Genomic DNA, 22422 nt, shown 5'->3' with positions numbered 1-22422 from the left:
CTTTTTCTTCTGGTGCGTTATCGATCTGGTCGAATGCACGAGCAGAACCGCCGTAGGTTTTAGCCAGAACGGTGGTGATAGCAGCAGTCAGGGTAGTTTTACCGTGGTCAACGTGGCCGATAGTACCTACGTTGACGTGCGGTTTGGAACGTTCAAATTTCTCTTTAGCCACGACGATATTCCTTACTTTAATGCTCTCACGCTTTGGTGAGAGCATAGGATCAATATTTTAAAACTGTAGCTTATTTGCTACGAGCTTCGATAACGGCCTGAGCGACGTTGTTCGGCGCATCATCATACTTCAGGAACTCCATGGAGTAAGAAGCACGGCCTTTAGTCAGAGAACGCAGCTGAGTAGCATATCCGAACATTTCAGACAGCGGAACTTCAGCGTGAATCTGAACGCCAGTAGCGTTAGATTCCTGTCCTTTGAGCATACCACGACGACGGCTAAGGTCACCGATAACGTCACCGGTGTTCTCTTCCGGAGTCTCTACTTCAACCTTCATGATTGGCTCAAGCAGAACTGGAGTTGCTTTCTTAAAGCCGTCTTTAAACGCAATAGAAGCAGCCAGTTTAAATGCCAGCTCCGAGGAGTCAACATCATGGTAAGAACCAAAGTGCAGACGAACACCCAGATCAACTACTGGATAACCAGCCAGAGGACCTGATTTCAGCTGCTCCTGGATACCTTTATCAACCGCAGGAATGTATTCGCCAGGAATCACGCCGCCTTTGATATCGTTGACGAACTCGTAACCTTTAGGGTTAACGCCCGGCTCCAGTGGGTACATGTCGATAACAACATGACCGTACTGACCACGACCACCAGACTGCTTGGCGTGTTTACCTTCGATATCGGTAACTTTCGCGCGAATTGCTTCACGGTAAGCAACCTGAGGTTTACCGACGTTCGCTTCAACGTTGAATTCACGCTTCATGCGGTCAACGATGATGTCGAGGTGCAGCTCACCCATACCGGCGATGATGGTCTGGTTAGTTTCTTCATCAGTCCATACGCGGAATGATGGATCTTCTTTAGCCAGACGGCCCAGAGCCAGACCCATTTTTTCCTGGTCAGCTTTGGTTTTCGGCTCAACAGCGATCGAGATTACTGGCTCAGGGAATTCCATGCGCTCCAGAATGATCACGCTATCCGGGTCACACAGGGTGTCACCGGTAGTCACGTCTTTCAGACCGATAGCAGCAGCGATATCGCCCGCGCGAACTTCTTTAATCTCTTCACGTTTGTTAGCGTGCATCTGTACGATACGACCCAGACGCTCACGAGCTGACTTAACCGGGTTGTATACGGTGTCGCCAGAGTTCACAACACCAGAGTACACGCGGAAGAAGGTCAGGTTACCCACAAACGGGTCGGTAGCGATTTTGAACGCCAGAGCAGCAAACGGTTCTTTGTCATCAGAGTGACGCACAGCCGGTGTGTCTTTGTCGTCGTCCAGCATACCGTTGATTGCTTCAACGTCATTTGGTGCCGGCAGGTATTCAACAACCGCATCCAGCATCGCCTGAACACCTTTGTTCTTAAATGCAGAACCACAGGTAACCAGAATGATTTCGTTTTTCAGCACGCGCTTACGCAGAGAGATTTTGATCTCTTCTTCGGTCAGCTCTTCACCGCTGAAGAATTTCTCCATCAGCTCGTCAGAACCTTCCGCAGCGGCTTCAACCAGCTTCGCACGCCATTCTTCGGCCAGTTCCTGCATATCAGCTGGGATATCTTCGTAAACGAAGGTAACGCCCTGATCGGCGTCGTTCCAGTTGATCGCTTTCATTTTCACCAGGTCAACAACACCGGTGAATTTCTCTTCTGCGCCGATAGCCAGCTGCAATGGCACTGGGTTTGCACCCAGACGCGCTTCCATCTGACCAACAACTTTCAGGAAGTTAGCACCCATACGGTCCATTTTGTTAACGAACGCGATGCGTGGAACTTTATATTTGTTAGCCTGGCGCCATACGGTTTCAGACTGTGGCTGAACACCACCAACCGCACAGTAAACCATTACTGCGCCGTCGAGAACACGCATGGAACGTTCAACTTCGATGGTGAAGTCAACGTGTCCAGGGGTGTCGATGATGTTTACGTGGTGTGGCTCAAACTGCTTAGCCATACCAGACCAGAAACAGGTGGTCGCAGCGGAGGTGATAGTAATACCACGTTCCTGTTCCTGCTCCATCCAGTCCATGGTTGCTGCGCCGTCATGTACTTCACCGATTTTGTGGTTTACACCGGTGTAGAACAGAACACGTTCGGTCGTCGTCGTTTTACCGGCGTCGATGTGCGCACTGATACCGATATTACGGTAGCGCTCAATGGGTGTTTTACGAGCCATTTGATTCCTCTGATTCTCGGACGTTCTAAGTTAAATCCCAGCGGGTAGGTCACTTGAACGCCCGCTGGGTTAATAACAACTACAGGGCTGTTACCAGCGGTAGTGAGCGAACGCCTTGTTGGCTTCGGCCATACGGTGAACGTCTTCACGTTTCTTCACTGCAGTACCTTTGTTTTCTGCAGCATCAGAAAGTTCGTTCGCCAGGCGCAGAGCCATAGATTTATCACCGCGTTTACGAGCAGCTTCTACGATCCAACGCATTGCCAGGGCATTACGACGAACCGGACGGACTTCAACTGGTACCTGATAAGTAGAACCACCAACGCGGCGAGATTTAACTTCCACGGTTGGGCGGACGTTGTCCAGGGCTACTTCGAATGCTTCCAGCTCGTTTTTACCAGAACGCTGAGCCAGGGTCTCCAGCGCGTTATAAACGATAGTTTCAGCTGTAGATTTTTTACCATCTACCATCAGGATATTTACAAATTTGGCCAGCAGCTCTGATCCGAACTTAGGATCTGGCAGAATTTTACGCTGACCAATGACGCGACGACGTGGCATGGGAATACTCCGTTGTTAATTCAGGATTGTCCAAAACTCTACGAGTTTATTTTGACATTTAGGTTAAAACGTTTGGCCTTACTTAACGGAGAACCATTAAGCCTTTGGCTTCTTCACGCCGTACTTGGAGCGAGCCTGCTTACGGTCTTTAACACCTGAGCAGTCCAGCGCGCCACGAACGGTGTGGTAACGCACACCTGGCAAGTCTTTTACACGACCGCCACGGATCAGGATCACTGAGTGTTCCTGCAGGTTATGACCTTCACCGCCGATGTAGGAGGTAACTTCAAAACCATTGGTTAAACGAACACGGCAAACTTTACGCAGTGCGGAGTTCGGTTTTTTAGGGGTAGTAGTGTATACACGAGTACATACACCACGTTTCTGCGGGCAGGCTTCCAGCGCAGGTACGTTGCTCTTTGCAACTTTACGTGCGCGTGGTTTGCGAACCAGCTGGTTAACTGTTGCCATTAAATAGCTCCTGGGATTTAGCTTTTGCTTCGTAAACACGTAATAAATCGCCTCGCGGAATCACGAGGCCGCAGAATTTTAAGGCTGAGACTAAAAGGTGTCAAGAAATAACCAGGGGTAGCGTCATTACCAGATCATCTGCTGAGGGTTTTTTACCGCCAGCGCAACGAACTCAGTATAGCTTATCGCCGCCACGCTGGTTGAAATTTGACCAAAAAGACCGCGAGCATCAAGATCGTCTTTTAGCACATACAGGGATATGGGGGCTCGAAGCAGTACTTCAAGTACCGGACTGCCGGCCACGGCAGCCATTACACCGTCCTGCATCAGCAGAACATCATCGCCCTTCGCCAGCAGGCGCACCATTGCCTGCAGATCGCAGCGAAACGGCGAAGTCATGAGAGTATGCAGCATGGCGTTAGCTTCCTCAGAAAGTGAGCACCCGGTCGTAGTCAGCCAGTCTGGCACGGAGCTCATCTGGGGTCAGCACTTCAGCGGGCAGTACACGCACCGCGTCGGCGGCAATGCCCCGCTCGGCGAGGGCCGCCGCACAAATATAACAATGCTCAACATCATACAACGGCAGCACGCCGAAGGTCGCGATGTAGTTACGTGCCAGGATGGTTTGCGGATGCTGTTCGGGCGTGAGCTGCAGGACTCCATCGCTGATAAAGAACAGCGCAATCTCCTCGCTCAATGCAGACGTGGCCAGCACGGCATCAAGCCCTTCACGACCCGCACTTGTACCATGCGGGGCCTGACTGAAAACAAACGCAACACGATTCATTAAAACTGTACCATTCTGTCGCAGCGCAATACCGATTCCGCCAGCGCGCCCAGGCCCGTCAGCTGAAACCCGTCGGCCAGGTTCGCGGCCGGCAGCCCCAGGTTTTCCGCTTCCTGTCGATCGGTAACGCCACGGCGTAGTGCTGCAGCAACGCAGATGTTCAACGCAACCCCGTGTTCCTGCTGTAGCTTCTGCCAGCCGCGGGTTAGATCGAATTCATCGCTGGCGGGGGCGTTCAGCAGGCTGGCATTTAACACGCCCTCGCGGTAGAAAAACACGCTTTCAAGCTGATGTCCCTGCGCCAGCAGCGCGTTAGCGAACAGCCAGGCGCTACTCGCATTCTGTGTGCCGTAAGCCGGCCCGGTCACCATCAGCGTGAAACGCATTACTTATCCTGCCCGTGAAAATCCCCGTTTTTAAACTGGCGGATATAGAGGTAAACCGTATGCTTGGAGATGTTTAACCGATCGGCCACCTGGTTAATCGCGTCTTTAATATCGAAAATCCCTTTCTCATAGAGGTTCAGGACAATCTGACGATTCTTGGCGTTGTTCGAGACGTTACGGTCTGCACTCACTTCTTCAATGGTAAACTCCAGTGTCTGCATCACCAGGTCTTCCACCGATGAAGCGAAGTTTACCGACGAAGCCACGTCCGGGGTTTCCGGCGGCATAAAGGTGGCCATAATCTGCGAGAAAGGCACATCCAGGTTCATGTTAATACACAGCAGACCGACAACGCGCTGATTACCATTACGAATAGCGATAGTGACGGATTTCATCAGTACGCCGCTCTTTGCGCGGGTAAAATAGGTTTTAGACACATTGCTGTCGGCATCGGTCATATCATGCAACATGCGCAGCGCGAGGTCGGTAATCGGCGATCCGACTTTCCGCCCGGTATGCTCACCGTTAGCGATTCTGACCGCCGAGCATTTTAAATCTTCCAGTGAATGCAGCACGATCTCACAATGCGAGCCGATAAGCATCGCCAGCCCATCCACAACGGCTTCGTAAGATCTTAAAATATCAAAATCCGCAGGCGAGAACGGATGCTGCTCAAGCAGATCCGCATCGGTAATATCGGCGGGAAAAAATGAACCAGACATAGACGACACCACCCTTTGACAAGAGCCTGTCACACAGCGCAAGGGCAGACTCATTCTTATTAAAATGCGCGTTGGGTAGTCTAGCAAATATCAGAAAGATGTGTCCGGACTTTGTCGTGAAATGATGATCTAAGCAAAAAAGCAGAAGAAACAGCGAGGTAAGGAAGGCGAAAATAAAACCGCCACCCGGAGGTGGCGGCTGGCAGAAATTACTGCTGTTTTGCAGCGCCTTCGGCAGGCGCGGCTGCTGGTGCTTCAGCTTTCGCTGCTGGTTTGATGTCCAGCAGCTCAACGTCAAACACCAGGGTAGAGTTAGCCGGAATGCCCGGAACGCCGTTTTTGCCGTAGGCCAGATTCGGTGGGATCACCAGTTTGATCTTGCCGCCTTTCTTAACCTGCTTCAGGCCTTCGGTCCAGCCAGGGATCACGCCGTCCAGACGGAACGACAGCGGCTCGCCGCGGGTATAAGAGTTATCAAACTCGGAACCGTCAATCAGGGTTCCTTTGTAGTTCACGACAACGGTGTCGCTGTCTTTAGGCGCGTCGCCTGAACCCGCTTTCTCAACTTTGTAGAGCAGGCCAGTTTCGGTTTTCTTCACGCCCTTCTCTTTAGCGAATTTAGCGGCGAAAGCGTCACCCTTGGTGGCATTCTCTTTCGCATCTTTTTCCATCTTCGCCTGAGCTGCGCCTTTCACGCGGCCTTCGAAGGACTGCAGAGTCTGTTCGATTTCCTGGTCAGAGAGTTTGCTTTTACCGGCAAACGCATCCTGAACGCCCGCAATCAGCTGGGTTTTGTCCAGGGCGATACCCAGTTTTTCCTGTTCCTTCAGGGAATTTTCCATGTAGCGACCCAGTGAAGCACCCAGCGCGTAAGCAGACTGCTGATCGTCATTCTTGAACGCAGCATTCTTAGGAGCCGGCTCTGCCGCTTTCTGAGCAGGGGCCGCATCAGCAGCCATTGTCAGCGGAGCATTCAGCGCGAGGGCCATAGTGGTAGCTAACAATGTGACTTTAAATAATGATTTCATCCATTTCTCCAAAACCGAAGCGTCTCACCTCGGGAATCGTTTGCAGACCTTCGGTCCGTACTATAACCGGGCGCGGGAAAACAAAATACTCCCGCCTGAAATATAGAAGTTAACTTCCGACAATCCGGCTGCCGAAAAGTTTCACTACATGGATGGCAACAGCCGCCCTACTTTTCAACCCTCAATCGCCAATTTACGTCATTTTACCTGGGTTAGCCCCTCTTTTGCCGTTAGAATCGGACAATTCACCCTAACGCACGAACGGTAAGTAGTAACAAGAGGGAATAAAATGCAACAAACATTGCTGGAGCAGCGAATTGAAGTGCTGGAGAGTAAGCTGGCGTTTCAGGAACACACGATTGAAGAGCTGAACCAGACGGTGGTACAGCACGAGCTGGATATGGCACGACTGCGGGAGCAAATGCGCTTACTGACCGATAAACTCAAGGCCACATCACCTTCACAGGTCGCTTCGCAGTCGGAAGAAACACCACCTCCGCACTACTGAGGTCAGTCAGTCCCCCCGCGTCCCTGTTGTGCGCGCTCCCGGCAAAACCGCAAAAAAAAGCCGCTACCCCGAAAGATAGCGGCTGCTCGCAGTTAAGCGATCGGCGATTAGTGGCTGCAGCCACATCCGCCGTTACCACAACCACCCTGACCGTGGTCATGATCGTGGTCGTGATGATGATCGTGCTCACCGTGAACGTGGCCGTGAGCCAGTTCTTCTTCAGTTGCAGCGCGAATGGCGATCACTTCAACGTTGAAGCTCAGGTTCTGACCAGCCAGCATGTGGTTACCGTCAACCACAACGTGCTCGTCTTCCACTTCGGTGATTTCAACCGGCACCGGACCCTGATCGGTTTCTGCCATAAAGCGCATGCCAACCTGCAGCTCGTCCACGCCCATGAAGACGTCTTTAGGAACGCGCTGTACCAGATTGTCGTCGTACTCGCCGTAGGCGTCGTTAGAAGCGATGTTCACATCAAACTTATCGCCTACTTCACGATTTTCCAGCGCCTTCTCCAGACCGGAAATCAGGGAGCCATGACCGTGCAGGTAGTCCAGCGGTGCACTCACCGGTGACTCATCAACCAACACACCATCTTCTGTACGTACCTGGTATGCCAGGCTGACCACAAGGTCTTTTGCTACTTTCATGATTTCTCCTAACCGTTGAGAGCGTTGAGCCCTTAGCTTCGCTGGCTGTCATTACCAACGTTATGGACTCTAAGTGGCGTCAATTGTATCGAATTTCAATGCGGCTGTACGCTACAGCTTAAAAAAAGCTGGGCGATCTCGCTAGTCCGGATGAAAAATACCGATCACCTGTTCATTCTCACGCACCTGCTCACGGGCCTGCTTATCAGCCTCGCGCATCTGGTGGCCACACTTAACGCACTCAACAACATCAACATTATTCTCCCGCCACAAAGCAAGAGTATCTTTAGCCTGACAGCTGGGGCAGGTTGCACCAGCAATAAAACGTTTACGCATAACGATCCCAGAAAATGATGATTTAGTTCAGTCGTCGCGGGCCTGCGTCGTAAAACCACCCGCTACTCGTTTTCGTCCCAGCCATCGAACTGCCGTTTTTCCTGGCGCATCTCGGTCTGGAAGATGTCCTCCAGCTCGCGCCGTGCCTCTTTCACCCGGGAGATATGCTGGCTGTCGGTATGATTCGGCATCAGTTCACGCAGCATACGCATATCCAGACGACGGAAGTGCTGCTGAGCGCGAAACGCCTGATGCGGGTGCATCCCCAGTGTCATCAGCGTCTTGCGGCCCAGCTCCAGCGCACTGCTGAAGGTTTCACGCGAGAACTGCATCACGCCGGCCTGCAGCAGCTCGTGCGCTTCGACACGGCCGCGGGCGCGGGCCAGAATCTGCAGATGCGGAAAATGCTGCTGGCACAGATGGACAATCTCCATCGAATCTTCCGGACTGTTACAGGTTATCACGATCGACTGCGCCGTTTCTGCGCCCGCCGCCCGCAATAACTCAAGCTCGGTGGCATCGCCGTAATACACCTTATAGCCGTATTTACGCATCAGGCTAACGGCACTGATATCCCGCTCCAGCACGGTTATGCGCTTTTCATTGGCCATCAGCAGTCGGCCTATGACCTGACCAAAACGCCCGAAGCCCACCACGATAACCTGCGGCTTATCATCCTCAACGAACGGTTTTTCCTGCGTGTCATCCGCCTCATTAAAGCGCCGGGCGAGAATACGATCCACGCCCTGCATCAGCAGCGGCGTGGTCATCATCGACAGCGTTACGGTGACCAGCAGCAGCGGCATCTGATCGCCGCTGAACAGCTTTGCAGAAGCCGCAGCGGAGAACAGCACGAAGGCAAATTCCCCGCCCTGGCTCAGCACGCCGGCAAACTGCAGCCGCTCGGAACTGCGCAGGCCGTAAACGCGGGCCAGCAGATAGAGAACCAGCGTCTTCACCGCCACCAGTGCAACGACGCCAACCAGGATCTCAATAATATGGGTATAGAGCACGCCGAGGTTGAGCGCCATGCCCACCGAAATAAAGAACAGCCCCAGCAGCAGGCCTTTAAACGGATCGATCGACACTTCAAGTTCGTGGCGATATTCGCTTTCCGCCAGCAGGATACCGGCGATGAAGGTACCCAGTGCCATCGACAGCCCAAGCGCATCCATAAACAGCGCGGAGCCCAGCACCAGCAGCAGCGACGCGGCGGTAAACACCTCGCGAACGCCGGAGGCAGCTATAAAGCGCAGGATCGGGCGGAGTAAATAGCGCCCCCCGATCAGCATACCGGCAAACGCCAGCACCTTAATGCCAACCTTCATCCAGTCGGTATGACCACTGTCGTTACCGGCAAGCAGAGGCACCAGCGCCAGCGCCGGGATCACCGCCAGGTCCTGGAACAGCAGAACCGAAAAGCCAAGCTGGCCGGATTCATTACGGTTCATGCCTTTGTCGCGCATGAGCTGTAAGGCCATTGCCGTTGACGACATCGCCAGCCCAATCCCACCGATAGTGGCAGCCTGCCAGGAGAAATCGGTCAGATATAATAATCCCCCCAGCACCGCGGCGCTGAGAATCACCTGCGCCGCACCCACGCCAAAAATCGACCGCCGCAGCTGCCAGAGCTTCGACGGATTCAGCTCAAGGCCGATGATAAACATCAGAAACACCACGCCCAGCTCGGAGAAGTGAAGGATCTCCTCCACGTCGCTGATGAAGCCTAATCCCCACGGGCCAATGGCGATACCCGCCAGTAAATATCCCAGCACCGCGCCGATACCCAGACGCGCGGCGATCGGCACCGCAATCACTGCGGCAAACAGATACACCACACCTGCGGTCAGGAGAGTTTCACCTTCCATTAAACACCTCCATAGGGCAGTGGATTTTCCAGCCAGTCATCATAGGCATTGGCATAATTTTTCATGGTTTCTGCGGACTGCCGACGCGCCCAGTAGACGATCATCGGGGTCAGCCAGTGCATCCGGCACATCTGCGCCGTCAGCTCAAACGGCCGCATAATCTCAGACATTGGATAGCGGTTAAGCCCTTCCTGTTGGTAGGCCGCTTCCGGTTCCCCGGTGGTGATCACACTGCGCCAGTATTTGCCTTCCAGCACGTTACCGCCCGGCCCGCTGGCAAAACCACGGGACAACACGCGGTCCATCCACTCCTTCAGCAGCGCCGGGCAGCTGTAGGTGTAGAGCGGGTGCTGAAAGACGATGATTTGATGGTCACGCAGCAGCTGCTGCTCATGGTGAATATCGATAAAAAAATCGGGATAGTGTGCGTATAAGTCATGGACCGTCACGTGTTCCAGATTACGGGCCGGCTGCAGCAAAACACGATTAGCGATCGAATCTTGAGACTCCGGATGGGCATACAACAGCAGAACTTTAGGCGGCTGCGACATCATTCCCCTCCAAATCGTCGTCACGGACGGGGATTTCCGCTACCATGCACGACGCAACGGAATACTTGATTCCGACAAACTGATTATGATGACTTAATTTAACATACTCTGAACTTACGGCGCTTATGATTGTATTCTCCTCGTTACAAATTCGTCGCGGTGTCCGCGTACTGCTGGATAACGCTACGGCGACTATCAATCCCGGTCAGAAAGTGGGCCTGGTCGGTAAAAACGGCTGCGGTAAATCTACGCTGCTGGCTCTGCTTAAAAACGAGATAAGCGCCGATGCCGGCAGCTTCAGCTATCCCGGGAGCTGGTCGCTGGCGTGGGTTAATCAGGAAACGCCCGCGCTGGACGTTGCCGCTATTGAGTATGTTATCGACGGTGACCGCGAATTTCGTCAGCTTGAGTCCGAATTAGCCCACGCCAACGACATTAATGACGGCCATGCCATCGCTACGCTGCACGGCAAGCTGGATGCGATTCAGGCATGGACAATACAGTCCCGCGCGGCCAGCCTTCTTAGCGGTTTGGGCTTTAGCCAGGAACAGCTGCAGCGCCCGGTTAGCGATTTTTCCGGCGGCTGGCGCATGCGCCTTAATCTCGCCCAGGCCCTGCTCTGCCGCTCTGACCTGCTGCTGCTTGATGAACCGACTAACCACCTCGATCTGGATGCGGTGATCTGGCTGGAGCGCTGGCTGAAAAGCTACAGCGGCACGCTGATCCTGATCTCCCACGACCGTGACTTCCTCGATCCGGTGGTGGATAAGATCCTGCATATCGAACAGCAAACGATTTACGAGTACACCGGCAACTACAGCTCGTTCGAAATCCAGCGCGCCACCAAACTGGCGCAGCAGCAGTCGATGTTTGAGCACCAGCAGCAAAAAGTGGCGCATCTGCAAAGCTTTATCGACCGCTTCAAGGCCAAGGCGACCAAGGCCAAACAGGCACAAAGCCGTATCAAAATGCTGGAACGCATGGAGCTTATCGCCCCGGCGCACGTCGACAACCCGTTTACCTTCAGCTTCCGCGAGCCGGAAAGCCTGCCTAATCCCCTGCTGAAAATGGAAAAAGTCAGCGCGGGCTACGGCGACAGAAAAATCCTGAACTCCATCAAGCTCAACCTGGTGCCCGGTTCGCGTATTGGCCTGCTTGGCCGTAACGGTGCCGGTAAATCCACCCTGATTAAGCTGCTGGCGGGCGAACTGGCCCCGCTGCAGGGCGACATCGGTCTGGCAAAAGGCATCAAGCTGGGCTACTTCGCCCAGCATCAGCTGGAATTCTTACGCGCGGATGAATCCCCGCTACAGCACCTGGTGCGGCTGGCACCCAAAGTGCTGGAACAGCAGCTGCGCGATTACCTCGGCGGCTTCGGCTTCCAGGGGGATAAAGTCACCGAGGAAACGAAGCGCTTCTCCGGCGGCGAGAAAGCCCGTCTGGTGCTGGCGCTGATCGTCTGGCAGCGTCCTAACCTGCTGCTGCTTGATGAACCGACCAACCACCTCGATCTGGATATGCGCCAGGCCTTAACCGAAGCGCTGATCGACTTTGAGGGGGCGCTGGTGGTGGTATCCCACGATCGTCACCTGCTGCGATCCACAACCGACGATCTCTACCTGGTGCACGACGGTAAAGTGGAAGCCTTTGACGGCGATCTGGAGGATTACCAGCAGTGGCTCAGCGACCTGCAAAAACAGGTAGCGGCAGACGCCGCGCCGAAGACCGAAAGCGCCAACAGCGCGCAGTCCCGTAAGGATCAGAAGCGCCGCGAAGCCGAACTGCGCACTCAAACGCAGCCGCTGCGCAAGCAGATTGAAAAGCTGGAAAAGCTGATGGAGAAGCACAACCTTCAGCTGGCGGATGCCGAAGCGAAGCTGTCAGACACGGCGATCTACGAGCAAAGCCGCAAGGCCGATCTCACCGCCGCACTGCAGCAGCAGGCAGCGGCAAAATCCGCGCTGGAAGAGAGCGAAATGGAGTGGCTGGACGCGCAGGAACAGCTTGAATCGATGCTGCAATAAAACGCCTGTACCGGGCTGCGACTGCGTTGTTGCGTCACTTCGCGATGCTCACATACATCAGTATGCTCCGCTCGCTCAGTTCCTGACGCCTTGTCTCGCTCCGGTACAGTCATTTTAACTACGGTTCTTTTCGCCGTGGTAGAACGGCTTATCCCCCAGGATCGTCGCGCGGTGCATGATGCGCCGCTGCGGCAGATAATCGGCATTGGCGTAGTGCTGAGTCACCCGGTTATCCCAAATCGCCACGTCATTCTCCTGCCATCGCCAGCGGACCTGAAACTCCGGTTTAGTGATATGGGCGAACAGGAAGCGCAGCAGCGCATCACTCTCTTTTTCCTTGATGCCAACAATGCGCGTGGTGAAGCCTTCGTTAACAAACAGCGCCTGCTTACCGCTGACCGGATGGGTGCGCACCACCGGATGCAGCAGCGGGGGGTTCTTCGCGACCGCCTGCTGCCAGCGCTGATGCTCCTCTTCGCTACCGCGATATTTGTACTCCTGGAACGATTTCTTAAAGTCGTGTTCCGCCAGCAGCCCGCTTAGCAGCTGCTGCAACGGCCCGGACAGCGCATCCCAGGCGGCAATTCCGCTGGCCCATAGCGTATCGCCGCCGGTTTCAGGCAGGTGCTTTGCCGCAAGAATCGCCCCGGCGGGCGGCGTTTCAATAAAGGTCACGTCGGTATGCCAGTTATCGTTATCCGGAGGATTATCATCGTGGGTATCCAGCACGATAACTTCCTCCACGCCGGGAGCATGAGGATAGACCGGATGAATATGCAGATCGCCGAAGCGCGCGGCCAGCGCTCGCTGCTGCTGCGGCGTTATCGGCTGATCGCGCAGGAACAGCACCTGGTGGCGGATCAGCGCATGGTAAAGCTGTTCAAACTGGCCATCGCTAAGCGGAAGGCGTAAATCCAGATTGCTGACCTGAGCACCAATGTAAGGCCCAAGCGGCTGAATAGTAATACGTTCGTTCATGACTGTGCTCCGTGCCACGGGGTTAAACGACGCTGTAAGGCACGCAGCCCCAGCTCAAGTGCAAAAGCAATCAGGGCAATCACCGCAATGCCTGCCAGCACCACATCGGTGGCGAGGAACTCCCCCGCGGATTGCACCATAAAACCAAGGCCGCGCGTGGCGGCAATCAGCTCGGCCGCCACCAGCGTTGACCAGCCCACGCCCAGACCAATGCGTAAACCGGTGAGAATTTCCGGCAGCGCGCCGGGCAGGACGACAAACCACAGCACCTGCCAGCGGCTGGCGCCCAGCGAACGCGCGGCACGCAGGCGCACCTGCTGAGCGCTTTTCACCCCCGCGAGCGCGGACATCGCTACCGGGGCAAATATCGCCAGGTAAATCAGCAGGATTTTCGACGTTTCGCCAATGCCAAACCAGATAACCATCAGCGGCAGATAGGCCAGCGGCGGTACCGGGCGATAAAGCTCAATCAGCGGGTCGAGAATGCCGCGAACCGTCTCACTCAGCCCCATAAAAATACCCACCGGCACGCCAATCACCACCGCGGCCAGCAGCGCGATCAAAATACGGGTCAGGCTGGCACCCAGATGCTGCCACAGGGTGGCATCCATAAAGCCGGTTGGGCCGGCGATCGTCAGCAGCTTCTGCAGTACCTGCTGCGGCGGCGGCAGGAACAGCGGCGCCACCAGCTGAAGCGCGGTCACCAGCCACCACACCGCGACAACCACCACCAGGGTGGCGCTACTCAGCGTCAGCTGGCGGGACAGCGGCCAGCGCAGACGCGGATGGCGAACCGTGCTTTTTTCATTAATCAGTGAGCTCATACCAACACCTCGCGCTGGTGGAATACCCGGCTAAGGACATATTCACGGCGTTCAATAAACGCCGGGTCGGACTTAATCGACCGGCACGGTTCGCCATTGGCGTAGCGGCGGCCGAAATCCAGCGCAAGGCGTTCAACGACGCGGCCGGGGCCAGGCGATAACAGCACCAGCTCGCTGGCAAGGAATACCGCCTCTTCGATGTCGTGGGTGATTAACAGGATCTGCTTGCCGCTGTCGCGCCAGAGCGTCAGCAGCAGCTCCTGCATCTGTTCGCGGGTAAACGCATCCAGCGCGCCGAACGGTTCATCCAGCAGCAGCAGCCGCGGATCGGCCGCCAGCGCGCGGGCAATGCCCACCCGCTGACGCATCCCGCCGGAAAGCTGCCAGATAAAGCGGCGTTCTGCGCCCGCCAGTCCCACTTTCTTCAGCATCTGCCGGGCGATTTCGCGCCGTTCATTTTTCTCTATCCCGGCCAGCTGCAGGCCGAAGGCGACGTTATCCAGCACGTTACGCCAGGGCAGCAGCCCCTCATTCTGGAACACCACGCCGCGATCGGCACCCGGGCCGGTGACCGCCTTGCCATCCAGCGTAATGCTGCCGCTCTCCGCCGGGATAAAGCCGGCAATCAGGTTCAGCAGCGTTGTTTTGCCGCAGCCGGACGGCCCCAGCACCACCAGCAGCTCACCGCTGTCGATCGACAGATTAATATCCTGGAGCGCCAGCTGGTTCTGATAGCGGGCGCTGAGATGAGAGACGGACAGCATCGGCTTTACCTCGCTTATTGCGTCAGGGGTTTAACAAAACGATCGGTGACAAAGCTGCTGTAGTCGCTGGCCACCTGCGGTACCTTGCCCTGCTCTTTCAGGAAGTTAGCGGTATCAACAATCGCCTTATTCACCGGGCCGTTCAGCTCCTGCACCTGCTGCTGCGCTGTCAGATAGGTGTTGCCCTTCACCAGCACCGGCACATCTTCGGTCGGTACGCCGCTCAGGCGCGACAGCTTGCTCAGGTTGTCATCCTGCTTCAGCCAGGCTTCCGGGTTGTCGATATAGGCTTTTTGCGGAGCCAGCGCGCTGCGGGCAAAAGCGGTGACCACCTCAGGATGCTTCTCGGCAAAGTCCTTACGCACCACCCAGACATCGAGCGTCGGCGACCCCCATTTCCCAACCTGTGAAGAGTCGGTCAGTACGGTGCCGTCTTTTTCCAGCTGGTTTACCGCCGGTGACCAGACGTAGGCACCGTCGATATCTCCGCGCTGCCAGGCGGCAATAATGGCCGGTGGCTGCAGGTTAATAATCTGAACCTGGCCCGGCTTAATGCCCCAGTGCTTCAGCGAGGCCAGCAGGCTGTAGTGCGTGGTGGAGATAAACGGTACGGCAATACGTTTACCAATCAGGTCCTTCGGATCCTTAATGTTCTTTTTCACGACCAGCGCTTCGGAGTTACCGAGCTGCGAGGCCAGCAGGAAGACTTCAATCGGCACGCCCTGGCTGGCCGCGACGGCGAGCGGGCTGGAGCCGAGGTTACCAATCTGCACATCGCCGGAAGCCAGTGCCCTGACCACGCTGGCGCCGCTGTCGAACTTGCGCCAGTCAACGTTTGCCCCGCTCTCTTTGGCGAAGGTGCCGTCGGCCTGCGCAACTTTTGCCGGCTCTGCGGATGTCTGATAAGCGACGGTCACGTCCACCGCCTGTGCGTTAAGTGCTGCCAGCCCCAGTGCCGCTGCCAGAATTGAAATCGTAAATTTACCCGCCATAGCCCGCTCCAGTATTGTTGTTATCGGTGAACACCTCCTTTGTAACCGGGCGCGACTATCGCAATAAAGTAATTAAAAATTCTTTTTTATATTAAAGTGTGCTTAGTAGTTTTTCCGCAAAAGCCTGCCGGAAAGCGCACATAGCACCGCGTCAGGCCCGATAGCCTATTCATCCGCGTGGCACGGTTGTTTGTCTCTTCGCCATTTCCTGTTACCTTAATCCCGCCTGAATGATTACCACATAATAAATAAGGATATTCTTATGTCGGAACTCGCTCTCTCCCGCGAATTAACGGATACCGCCGCGGCTCCTGTCCTCAATGAAAGTGAACAGCAGCAGGTTGCCGCGCTGATTGCACAGACCGATATCAACGATCCGCTGATGGCGATTGCCTATGGTGCTAACACCATGAACGGCATCTCACGCTTTGCCGATACGCTGATGGCTGAAGTTCGTGCTAAGGATGCAGGCGAGGTCGGTCAGCAAATTACCGACCTGTTGCAGAAAGTGAAGGGCGTCGATCCCGGCATATTGGGTCAGCCAAAAAGCTGGCTGGCTTCCGTGCCGCTGATTGGCAGCCTGTTCAACCGGGTGGAACGCACGCTGCTGGAATACCACACCCTGACGCAGCAGGTTGATTCGCTGACACAAAAACTGGCCCAGGCACAAACCGGACTGCTGCGGAATATTGCCACTCTGGAGCAGCTGTTCCAGCGCAATCGCGAGTTCTTCCAGCAGGTCAGTCTGCATATCATCGCCGGTAAGCAGAAGCTTGAGCTGACCGCAAGCCATGAGCTGGCCGAGGCACAGGCCCGCGCCCGGGAAACGGGCGATGCCATGGATGCACAGCACGTGAGTGACCTGCTGGCGGCGATCCAGCGTTTTGAGCGCCGCCTGCACGATCTGCTATTGTCGCGCACCCTCGCCGTTCAGACCGCACCACAGATCCGCCTGATGCAGAGCAACAGCCAGTCGCTGGCGGAAAAAATTCAGAGCAGTATTCTCACCACCATTCCAGTCTGGAAAAGCCAGATAGTGCTGGGGATCTCGCTCTACTCTCAGCGCCAGGCCGCGCAGCTGCAGAAAGACGTCGCCGATACCACCAATCAGATGCTGAAGCGCAATGCGGAGCGGCTACAAAGCGGTAGTGTGGAAACCGCCACCCAGGTGGAACGATCGGTGGTAGACATCGAAACCCTGCGTGACGTGCAGTCGCGGCTGCTCGACACGCTGGAAGAGACGCTAACCATCGCGACCGATGCACGTCAGCGTCGCTTGGAAGTGGAACAGGAGCTGGGCAATATGGAGCAGGAAATGAAGCAGCGCATCGCGGGGATTGTTCAGGCGAAAGCGGCACCGCAGGAACGGGTTGAAACCAATGAAAGCCACTGAAGCTCAACGCGCGGCTGCCGTCGGTAAACTGAAGGGCGAAGCTGAGGGCGGGTTTAGTGGCCTTTACAACCGCTCGCGCGGGTCAAAGATCGCCGTACAGCTGGTACTGTACGTTTTCGTCGCCTTGTTCATCAGCATTTGCACGGTGTTGGGCCACTCAGAAGAACACTCCCGTGCCACCCTGACCGGTTCCGACGGCCAGAATGACTTTCTGTTTCTCGTCTGGCCCAGCATGATCGTTCTGCTACATCTGTTCGTTTACTGCCGCCGCTGTTTCTGCTGGAGCCTGCCGGCCGGAATGCTGTGGCTGTTTTTTGGCGATCCGATCGCCACGCCCTGCTGGATGGCCGCATCAGGCTACTTTATCGCCCTCGCCAGCCGTCAAAATACCCCGGCTGTTTCCCCCCTGCTGCTGCTACTGGTTTCAGGTATCGCCTATGTGATGATTTACGAACACGTCTCGCATGAGGTGTTTTTTGGCCTGTTTGTTGCGTTAACGCTGCTGACTGCCGTTCGCGAGAAGTGGCTCGTCGACAGAGCCAGGCGGCGCAACGCTATTGCCGAGGATGCAGATCCGGACATCGGGTTCGGGCCCAAAAAAACAGCGGCGCCGGCGGCGGAAAAACAGGCCTGCGGGGATGATAGCGAAGCGTTGTCCGCCGCCCAGGAGCACGCCGATCTGACCGATGCCCAGCGCCCCTTTACCCTCTTCTGGCAGGAAATCTACCGATTACAGCAACAGTCTCCGCTGCCGGCGCTGTTACAAAAGGAGCTGGACGGGGTTATTGACTACGCGCAGCGCATTCTGGGGTGTATGCAGGAGGATCCTGCCGATGTTCAGCCCGGTACGGCCTTTCTGCAGCGCTATCTGCCGCAGGTTACTAATGTGGTGAAGCGCGGCCTGTCACTGTCACAGCAGCTGAGCCTGCACGGCAGGACCGACGAGATTGAACAGCAATATTTACAGGCGCTACAGGCGCTGCACTCGGCGTTTGCCCAACAGCATATTCGCCTGCTGGAGAATGACACGCTGGAGTTTGAAACCGACCTCAGCGTGTTGAACAGCCTGTTAAAGACCGATGGCTTTAAACCTTAGGGCGTGTGCTGAACACGCCCCGGATATCAGTGCCAGATCAGCAGCACGCAGGCAGCGGTCAGCAGGCCCATAAACACATTAAAAATCGTCCATGCCCGGCGGCTGCGCAGGATGCGGCCGATCAGCGTGCCGAAGCCCAGCCAGATCACCCCTGAGGCCAGATTGACTATCACCAGCGCAATACTGATGGCAACGATCGAGCCAGAGTAGGCTTCTCCGGCCAGGCTGAAGCTGGCTACGGCACCCAACACCATCAGCCAGGCCTTGGGGTTAATCAGCTGCAGCAGGCCGCCCTGCCAGAACGGCATTGGCGATGCCGGGCCGTCACCGGTTTCCAGCTTCTCGTACTTCGCCGTGCCGATTTTCCACGCCAGCCACAGCAGATAAAGACTCCCGGCGATCTTCATCAGCAAATGCAGGGAGGGATAAAGAAGGATCAATCCGCCAATACCAAACGCGACCATCAGCAGCATGATCTGCATGCCGAGCATTATGCCAACCATCAGCGCCAGCGATCGCCAGAAACCAAAGTTGGCACCGGAGGCGGTGAGTAACATATTATTAGGGCCAGGCGTTATAGCGGCGACCCAGAGAAAACCTAACATAGACAGAAACAGGCTCAGTTCCATAGAACGGGTGCTCCCCACCCCTGAAGAAATAAACAACCCGAAGAAGCTAACAGCGAGTTATGGATCCTACAAGCTCTGACCCAATGATTTTCAGTCACCTGGATGACAAATCTTTTCGTCCCCTGCCGGGAGGGCGTAATCCTCACCTGCAAACCATTCTGCCGCGGCTAGTGCGCCGGCGCATTACTTTGCAACCTCACTGGCAGCGCTTAACGCTGCCGGACAGCGATTTTGTCGACCTCGCCTGGAGCGAAGACCCGGCGCAGGCAAGGCATAAACCCCGGGTGGTCCTGTTTCATGGACTGGAAGGCAGCTTCAACAGCCCCTACGCACACGGCCTGCTCCAGGCGTGGAAAGATCGCTGCTGGCTGGGCGTGGTGATGCATTTTCGCGGCTGCAGCGGTGAGCCGAACCGCCTGAATCGCATTTATCACTCCGGAGAAACCGGAGACGCCAGCTATTTTCTGCAGTGGCTGCGTGATGAGTGGGGCCAGGTTCCCACGGCCGCCGTCGGCATCTCCCTTGGCGGCAATATGCTGGCCTGCCTGATGGGCCAGCAGGGAGAGCGCTGCCTGCTGGACGCGGGCGTGGTCGTTTCCGCCCCGCTGATGCTGGAACCCTGTAGCCAGCGGCTGGAACAGGGCTTTTCCCGCGTCTATCAGCGCTACCTGCTTAATCTGCTGAAACAAAATGCCGCACGCAAACTGATGGCCTGGCCTGGCACGCTGCCCGTCGAACTGCCGCAGCTGCGGGCACTGAAAAAGCTCCGCGCCTTCGATGATGCGATTACCGCCAGAGCGCACGGCTTCGCCGATGCGACGGACTACTATCGGCGCTGTAGCGGACTGCCGCTGCTGCCCGGCGTCAGCAAGCCGCTGTTAATCATTCATGCGCTGGACGATCCCTTTATGACCGCCGAAGTGATCCCGGATCCGGCCACGCTGCCACCGAATATTGAGTATCAGCTGACCCGCTACGGCGGACACGTTGGTTTTGTAGGCGGTACGCTCCGCCAGCCGAAAATGTGGCTGGAACAGCGTATACCGCAATGGCTTTCAACCTGGCTGGAACCCTGATGATTATTCCCTGGAAAGAACTCGATCCTGAAACCCTTGATAACCTGATTGAAACCTTCGTTCTGCGTGAGGGCACCGACTACGGCGAGCAGGAGCGATCGCTGGCGCAGAAAGTAAAAGATGTTCACCGCCAGCTGGCCAACGGTGAGGCCGTGCTGGTCTGGTCGGAACTGCATGAAACCGTCAATATCATGCCGCGCGGTCAGTTTAACGGCTGATCGCATTTTTCCTGCCCGATACGCAGCAAGGATGACTTTTCACCAGTAAACATGTTAGGAATGATCCGTCAGTCCGACCATATCTCAGGGAGTTGTTTACCATGTCAGCCAAACACCCGGTTATCGCCGTCACCGGCTCCAGCGGTGCAGGAACCACCACCACCAGCGTCGCCTTCAGGAAAATTTTCCAGCAGCTTAACCTGCGGGCGGCAGAGGTCGAGGGTGACAGCTTCCACCGGTTCACCCGTCCGGAGATGGATATGGCCATCCGCAAGTCGCGGGATATGGGTAAGCACATCAGCTACTTCGGCCCGGAGGCAAATGACTTCGGGCTACTGGAGCAGACCTTTATTGAGTATGGCCGTACCGGAAAAGGTCAGTCACGCAAATATCTGCATACCTACGATGAAGCGGTGCCGTGGAATCAGGTGCCGGGAACCTTCACGCCCTGGCAGCCATTGCCTGAGCCGACCGACGTGTTGTTTTATGAAGGGCTGCACGGCGGCGTGATGACGCCACAGAACAACGTGGCGGAAAACGTCGACCTGCTGGTCGGCGTAGTGCCCATCGTTAACCTTGAGTGGATCCAGAAGCTGGTGCGTGACACCAGCGAGCGCGGCCACTCGCGTGAAGCGGTGATGGATTCCGTGGTGCGCTCGATGGAGGATTACATTAATTACATCACGCCGCAGTTCTCCCGAACGCATCTGAACTTCCAGCGTGTGCCGACCGTGGACACGTCCAACCCCTTTGCCGCGCGGGGTATCCCGTCGCTTGATGAAAGCTTTGTGGTGATCCACTTCCAGGGGCTGGAAGATATCGATTTCCCCTACCTGCTAACCATGATTCAGGGCTCGTTTATCTCCCATATTAAAACCCTGGTCGTGCCAGGCGGGAAAATGGGCCTGGCGATGGAGCTGATTATGGGCCCCCTGGTCAAACGCCTGATCGAAGGCAAAAAAATCAGCTAATCCGGTGACATAAGCAGCTATGACATCAGCTGCTGGTGGATAAAGCCAATGTGCAGCTTCACGCCGATTGGCAGTACGTCTTCATCCAGGCGGAAGTGCGGATTATGCAAACTCCAGCAGGTTCCTTTCTGTTCGTTTCCGGAGCCAATAAACAGGAAGCATCCGGGGATCACCTGCTGGTAGGCTGAAAAGTCTTCACAGCCAAACATCGGATGCGGCATGATTTTCAACGCATCGGCTCCCAGCGTATCGACCACATTTTTTGCGGCAAAGCGGCAGGCATCCGGATGATTGAAGCCCAGCGTATAACCCTTCGTCCAGTCCAGCTTATAGCTCGCCCCGACCGCCGCGGTCATACCACCGAGCATCTGTTCCATCATTTTTGGGATTTCAGTACGCGTTTTTTCACTCAGCGTGCGCAGCGTGCCTCTGAGATGCGCCGTATCCGGAATAACGTTGTAGCCCCCGTCGGCCATAAAACTGGCGATACTGAGCACGGCGCCCTCGTTAGGATCCAGCCTGCGTGAAACGATTTGCTGCAGCTCCTGGACTACCCCGGCCCCTAACACCACGGGATCGCACGCCGTATGTGGCAGAGCGGCATGCGAGCCTTTCCCCTGCAGGATCAGATCGAAATTATCACTGGCCGCGCTGAAAACACCTTCGGTGTAACTCACCGTACCGGTTGGAAATGCCGGCATCACGTGCAGGCCAAAAATCATCGAAACTCCGTCAAGCACGCCCAGAGAGACCAGCTCCTGCGCCCCGCCCGGCGGAACCTCCTCCGCATGTTGAAAAATAAACTTCACCGTCCCGGCAATCTGTTTTTGCAGCTGGCAGAGCGCCCAGGCCGCGCCCATCAGCATGGCCGTATGCGAATCATGACCGCAGGCGTGCATGACCCCGTCATTGCGCGAGGTAAAAGGCTCCTGGTTCAGCTCGTGGATCGGCAAGGCATCCATATCGGCACGCAGCGCGATACAGGGGCCGGGGCGCGCCCCTTTTAACTCCGCCAGCACGCTGTTTGGCGTAGGGCGGGTGAGCGTTAATACGCCAAACTGCTGGAGCTCACCGGCAACATAATCCGCCGTCTTTTGCTCATGAAAGGAGAGCTCGGCATTTTGATGAATATGCCGACGCCATTGCAGCACTCGTGGGGTGATTTCCTGAATCAGTGACGCGATTTGAGATTTCATAGTTACTCCTTTAACGGTGAGAGGCGCTTCCAGCAT

At 55.8% G+C, this 22422-nt stretch carries 26 protein-coding genes; 7 read left to right on the top strand and 19 right to left on the bottom strand.

All coding sequences use genetic code 11. The features are described from left to right. The 9 genes from PGH32_RS21175 to fkpA form a co-directional block, all read right to left on the bottom strand. A partial coding sequence (locus PGH32_RS21175) for a GTP-binding protein (protein WP_337895034.1) occupies window positions 1–172 on the bottom strand: 172 nt, incomplete at its 3' end. A gap of 70 nt (window positions 173–242) precedes the next feature. Next, complete coding sequence (fusA, locus tag PGH32_RS21170) at window positions 243–2357, bottom strand: elongation factor G (protein WP_314425269.1); 2115 nt, start codon at window positions 2355–2357, stop codon at window positions 243–245. Window positions 2358–2447: 90 nt separating this feature from the next. After that, the gene (gene rpsG, locus PGH32_RS21165; protein ID WP_004160604.1) at window positions 2448–2918 is read right to left on the bottom strand and encodes a 30S ribosomal protein S7; all 471 of its coding nucleotides are present in this window, start codon (window positions 2916–2918) and stop codon (window positions 2448–2450) included. Between the two features lie 96 nt (window positions 2919–3014). Further along, on the bottom strand, window positions 3015–3389 hold the full coding sequence (rpsL, locus tag PGH32_RS21160) for a 30S ribosomal protein S12 (RefSeq protein ID WP_075182598.1): 375 nt from the start codon (window positions 3387–3389) through the stop codon (window positions 3015–3017). A 126-nt stretch (window positions 3390–3515) separates the two neighbouring features. Beyond that, complete coding sequence (tusB, locus tag PGH32_RS21155; RefSeq protein ID WP_337895023.1) at window positions 3516–3803, bottom strand: sulfurtransferase complex subunit TusB; 288 nt, start codon at window positions 3801–3803, stop codon at window positions 3516–3518. Between the two features lie 13 nt (window positions 3804–3816). Then, on the bottom strand, window positions 3817–4176 hold the full coding sequence (tusC, locus tag PGH32_RS21150; protein ID WP_314425264.1) for a sulfurtransferase complex subunit TusC: 360 nt from the start codon (window positions 4174–4176) through the stop codon (window positions 3817–3819). Then, window positions 4176–4562 carry a sulfurtransferase complex subunit TusD gene (gene tusD, locus PGH32_RS21145; protein WP_314425262.1) on the bottom strand — a complete coding sequence of 129 codons (387 nt, stop codon included), beginning with the start codon at window positions 4560–4562 and terminating at the stop codon, window positions 4176–4178. Before tusD ends, tusC begins: the two co-directional genes overlap by 1 nt. After that, window positions 4562–5284: a helix-turn-helix transcriptional regulator gene (locus PGH32_RS21140; RefSeq protein WP_314425260.1), complete on the bottom strand. Its 723-nt coding sequence runs from the start codon at window positions 5282–5284 to the stop codon at window positions 4562–4564. Before PGH32_RS21140 ends, tusD begins: the two co-directional genes overlap by 1 nt. 209 nt (window positions 5285–5493) lie before the next feature. Beyond that, entirely contained in the window at window positions 5494–6312 is an 819-nt protein-coding gene (gene fkpA / locus PGH32_RS21135; protein ID WP_337895022.1) for an FKBP-type peptidyl-prolyl cis-trans isomerase, read from the bottom strand. 289 nt (window positions 6313–6601) lie between these two features. Here fkpA and PGH32_RS21130 point away from each other — a divergent pair, with 289 nt between their 5' ends. Then, window positions 6602–6820, top strand: a complete 219-nt coding sequence (locus PGH32_RS21130) for a protein SlyX (RefSeq protein WP_314425256.1) — start codon at window positions 6602–6604, stop codon at window positions 6818–6820. 107 nt (window positions 6821–6927) lie between these two features. On the opposite strand, the gene slyD is transcribed toward PGH32_RS21130, so the two are convergent. From slyD to kefG, 4 genes are all read right to left on the bottom strand, one after another. Continuing rightward, the gene (gene slyD / locus PGH32_RS21125) at window positions 6928–7470 is read right to left on the bottom strand and encodes a peptidylprolyl isomerase (RefSeq protein WP_314425254.1); all 543 of its coding nucleotides are present in this window, start codon (window positions 7468–7470) and stop codon (window positions 6928–6930) included. A 141-nt stretch (window positions 7471–7611) separates the two neighbouring features. Further along, on the bottom strand, window positions 7612–7812 hold the full coding sequence (locus PGH32_RS21120; protein ID WP_314425330.1) for a YheV family putative zinc ribbon protein: 201 nt from the start codon (window positions 7810–7812) through the stop codon (window positions 7612–7614). Window positions 7813–7868: 56 nt separating this feature from the next. Further along, complete coding sequence (gene kefB / locus PGH32_RS21115; protein WP_314425252.1) at window positions 7869–9674, bottom strand: glutathione-regulated potassium-efflux system protein KefB; 1806 nt, start codon at window positions 9672–9674, stop codon at window positions 7869–7871. Beyond that, window positions 9674–10225 (bottom strand): glutathione-regulated potassium-efflux system ancillary protein KefG, encoded by a 552-nt coding sequence (gene kefG, locus PGH32_RS21110; protein ID WP_314425250.1) that lies wholly within the window; start codon window positions 10223–10225, stop codon window positions 9674–9676. Before kefG ends, kefB begins: the two co-directional genes overlap by 1 nt. Window positions 10226–10350: 125 nt before the next feature. Here kefG and PGH32_RS21105 point away from each other — a divergent pair, with 125 nt between their 5' ends. Further along, window positions 10351–12249: an ABC transporter ATP-binding protein gene (locus PGH32_RS21105; RefSeq protein WP_314425248.1), complete on the top strand. Its 1899-nt coding sequence runs from the start codon at window positions 10351–10353 to the stop codon at window positions 12247–12249. A gap of 114 nt (window positions 12250–12363) precedes the next feature. Here PGH32_RS21105 and tauD read toward each other — a convergent pair whose 3' ends face one another. Genes tauD through tauA form a run of 4 tightly spaced genes read right to left on the bottom strand, consistent with a single transcriptional unit; the run spans window position 12364 to window position 15807 of the window. Then, window positions 12364–13227 (bottom strand): taurine dioxygenase, encoded by an 864-nt coding sequence (tauD, locus tag PGH32_RS21100; RefSeq protein WP_337895021.1) that lies wholly within the window; start codon window positions 13225–13227, stop codon window positions 12364–12366. After that, complete coding sequence (gene tauC / locus PGH32_RS21095) at window positions 13224–14051, bottom strand: taurine ABC transporter permease TauC (protein ID WP_314425246.1); 828 nt, start codon at window positions 14049–14051, stop codon at window positions 13224–13226. The genes tauD and tauC overlap by 4 nt, the downstream gene beginning before the upstream one ends. Next, window positions 14048–14815 (bottom strand): taurine ABC transporter ATP-binding subunit, encoded by a 768-nt coding sequence (gene tauB, locus PGH32_RS21090; protein ID WP_314425244.1) that lies wholly within the window; start codon window positions 14813–14815, stop codon window positions 14048–14050. Before tauB ends, tauC begins: the two co-directional genes overlap by 4 nt. Window positions 14816–14829: 14 nt before the next feature. Continuing rightward, window positions 14830–15807, bottom strand: coding sequence for a taurine ABC transporter substrate-binding protein (gene tauA, locus PGH32_RS21085; RefSeq protein ID WP_314425242.1), 978 nt, complete (start codon window positions 15805–15807; stop codon window positions 14830–14832). A 262-nt stretch (window positions 15808–16069) separates the two neighbouring features. Here tauA and PGH32_RS21080 point away from each other — a divergent pair, with 262 nt between their 5' ends. Both PGH32_RS21080 and PGH32_RS21075 read left to right on the top strand, forming a co-directional pair. Then, complete coding sequence (locus PGH32_RS21080) at window positions 16070–17200, top strand: toxic anion resistance protein (protein WP_314425239.1); 1131 nt, start codon at window positions 16070–16072, stop codon at window positions 17198–17200. Continuing rightward, window positions 17187–18296, top strand: coding sequence for a 5-bromo-4-chloroindolyl phosphate hydrolysis family protein (locus tag PGH32_RS21075; RefSeq protein WP_337895020.1), 1110 nt, complete (start codon window positions 17187–17189; stop codon window positions 18294–18296). Before PGH32_RS21080 ends, PGH32_RS21075 begins: the two co-directional genes overlap by 14 nt. Window positions 18297–18322: 26 nt before the next feature. Here the strand turns inward: PGH32_RS21075 and PGH32_RS21070 are convergent, their stop codons facing one another. Then, a complete protein-coding gene (locus PGH32_RS21070) occupies window positions 18323–18925 on the bottom strand; it encodes a LysE family translocator (RefSeq protein ID WP_337895019.1) in 603 nt (200 codons plus the stop codon). 59 nt (window positions 18926–18984) lie between these two features. On the opposite strand from PGH32_RS21070, the gene PGH32_RS21065 reads away from it, so the two are divergent. From PGH32_RS21065 to PGH32_RS21055, 3 genes are all read left to right on the top strand, one after another. Then, complete coding sequence (locus PGH32_RS21065; RefSeq protein WP_337895018.1) at window positions 18985–20001, top strand: hydrolase; 1017 nt, start codon at window positions 18985–18987, stop codon at window positions 19999–20001. Continuing rightward, complete coding sequence (locus PGH32_RS21060) at window positions 20001–20219, top strand: YheU family protein (RefSeq protein ID WP_314425231.1); 219 nt, start codon at window positions 20001–20003, stop codon at window positions 20217–20219. Before PGH32_RS21065 ends, PGH32_RS21060 begins: the two co-directional genes overlap by 1 nt. Window positions 20220–20320: 101 nt before the next feature. Continuing rightward, entirely contained in the window at window positions 20321–21190 is an 870-nt protein-coding gene (locus tag PGH32_RS21055; RefSeq protein WP_314425229.1) for a phosphoribulokinase, read from the top strand. 17 nt (window positions 21191–21207) lie between these two features. On the opposite strand, the gene PGH32_RS21050 is transcribed toward PGH32_RS21055, so the two are convergent. Continuing rightward, the gene (locus tag PGH32_RS21050; protein ID WP_314425227.1) at window positions 21208–22386 is read right to left on the bottom strand and encodes an amidohydrolase; all 1179 of its coding nucleotides are present in this window, start codon (window positions 22384–22386) and stop codon (window positions 21208–21210) included. Window positions 22387–22422 lie beyond the last annotated feature (36 nt).

This window comes from Erwinia sp. SLM-02 (assembly GCF_037450285.1).
Lineage (GTDB): Bacteria > Pseudomonadota > Gammaproteobacteria > Enterobacterales > Enterobacteriaceae > Erwinia.
This window is presented reverse-complemented; position numbering and strand designations above follow the sequence as displayed.

Bases quoted from the DNA above. Each gene is read 5' to 3' on its own strand.
- tauB (WP_314425244.1), bottom strand. From the start codon at position 14,815: ATGCTGTCCGTCTCTCATCTCAGCGCCCGCTATCAGAACCAGCTGGCG.
- PGH32_RS21080 (WP_314425239.1), top strand. From the start codon at position 16,070: ATGTCGGAACTCGCTCTCTCCCGCGAATTAACGGATACCGCCGCGGCT.
- tauA (WP_314425242.1), bottom strand. From the start codon at position 15,807: ATGGCGGGTAAATTTACGATTTCAATTCTGGCAGCGGCACTGGGGCTG.
- PGH32_RS21075 (WP_337895020.1), top strand. From the start codon at position 17,187: ATGAAAGCCACTGAAGCTCAACGCGCGGCTGCCGTCGGTAAACTGAAG.
- tauD (WP_337895021.1), bottom strand. From the start codon at position 13,227: ATGAACGAACGTATTACTATTCAGCCGCTTGGGCCTTACATTGGTGCT.
- PGH32_RS21055 (WP_314425229.1), top strand. From the start codon at position 20,321: ATGTCAGCCAAACACCCGGTTATCGCCGTCACCGGCTCCAGCGGTGCA.
- kefG (WP_314425250.1), bottom strand. From the start codon at position 10,225: ATGTCGCAGCCGCCTAAAGTTCTGCTGTTGTATGCCCATCCGGAGTCT.
- tusC (WP_314425264.1), bottom strand. From the start codon at position 4,176: ATGAATCGTGTTGCGTTTGTTTTCAGTCAGGCCCCGCATGGTACAAGT.
- slyD (WP_314425254.1), bottom strand. From the start codon at position 7,470: ATGAAAGTAGCAAAAGACCTTGTGGTCAGCCTGGCATACCAGGTACGT.
- rpsG (WP_004160604.1), bottom strand. From the start codon at position 2,918: ATGCCACGTCGTCGCGTCATTGGTCAGCGTAAAATTCTGCCAGATCCT.
- PGH32_RS21060 (WP_314425231.1), top strand. From the start codon at position 20,001: ATGATTATTCCCTGGAAAGAACTCGATCCTGAAACCCTTGATAACCTG.
- PGH32_RS21140 (WP_314425260.1), bottom strand. From the start codon at position 5,284: ATGTCTGGTTCATTTTTTCCCGCCGATATTACCGATGCGGATCTGCTT.
- PGH32_RS21105 (WP_314425248.1), top strand. From the start codon at position 10,351: ATGATTGTATTCTCCTCGTTACAAATTCGTCGCGGTGTCCGCGTACTG.
- PGH32_RS21050 (WP_314425227.1), bottom strand. From the start codon at position 22,386: ATGAAATCTCAAATCGCGTCACTGATTCAGGAAATCACCCCACGAGTG.
- fusA (WP_314425269.1), bottom strand. From the start codon at position 2,357: ATGGCTCGTAAAACACCCATTGAGCGCTACCGTAATATCGGTATCAGT.
- PGH32_RS21130 (WP_314425256.1), top strand. From the start codon at position 6,602: ATGCAACAAACATTGCTGGAGCAGCGAATTGAAGTGCTGGAGAGTAAG.
- fkpA (WP_337895022.1), bottom strand. From the start codon at position 6,312: ATGAAATCATTATTTAAAGTCACATTGTTAGCTACCACTATGGCCCTC.
- PGH32_RS21065 (WP_337895018.1), top strand. From the start codon at position 18,985: ATGGATCCTACAAGCTCTGACCCAATGATTTTCAGTCACCTGGATGAC.
- rpsL (WP_075182598.1), bottom strand. From the start codon at position 3,389: ATGGCAACAGTTAACCAGCTGGTTCGCAAACCACGCGCACGTAAAGTT.
- tusD (WP_314425262.1), bottom strand. From the start codon at position 4,562: ATGCGTTTCACGCTGATGGTGACCGGGCCGGCTTACGGCACACAGAAT.
- kefB (WP_314425252.1), bottom strand. From the start codon at position 9,674: ATGGAAGGTGAAACTCTCCTGACCGCAGGTGTGGTGTATCTGTTTGCC.
- PGH32_RS21070 (WP_337895019.1), bottom strand. From the start codon at position 18,925: ATGGAACTGAGCCTGTTTCTGTCTATGTTAGGTTTTCTCTGGGTCGCC.
- tauC (WP_314425246.1), bottom strand. From the start codon at position 14,051: ATGAGCTCACTGATTAATGAAAAAAGCACGGTTCGCCATCCGCGTCTG.
- tusB (WP_337895023.1), bottom strand. From the start codon at position 3,803: ATGCTGCATACTCTCATGACTTCGCCGTTTCGCTGCGATCTGCAGGCA.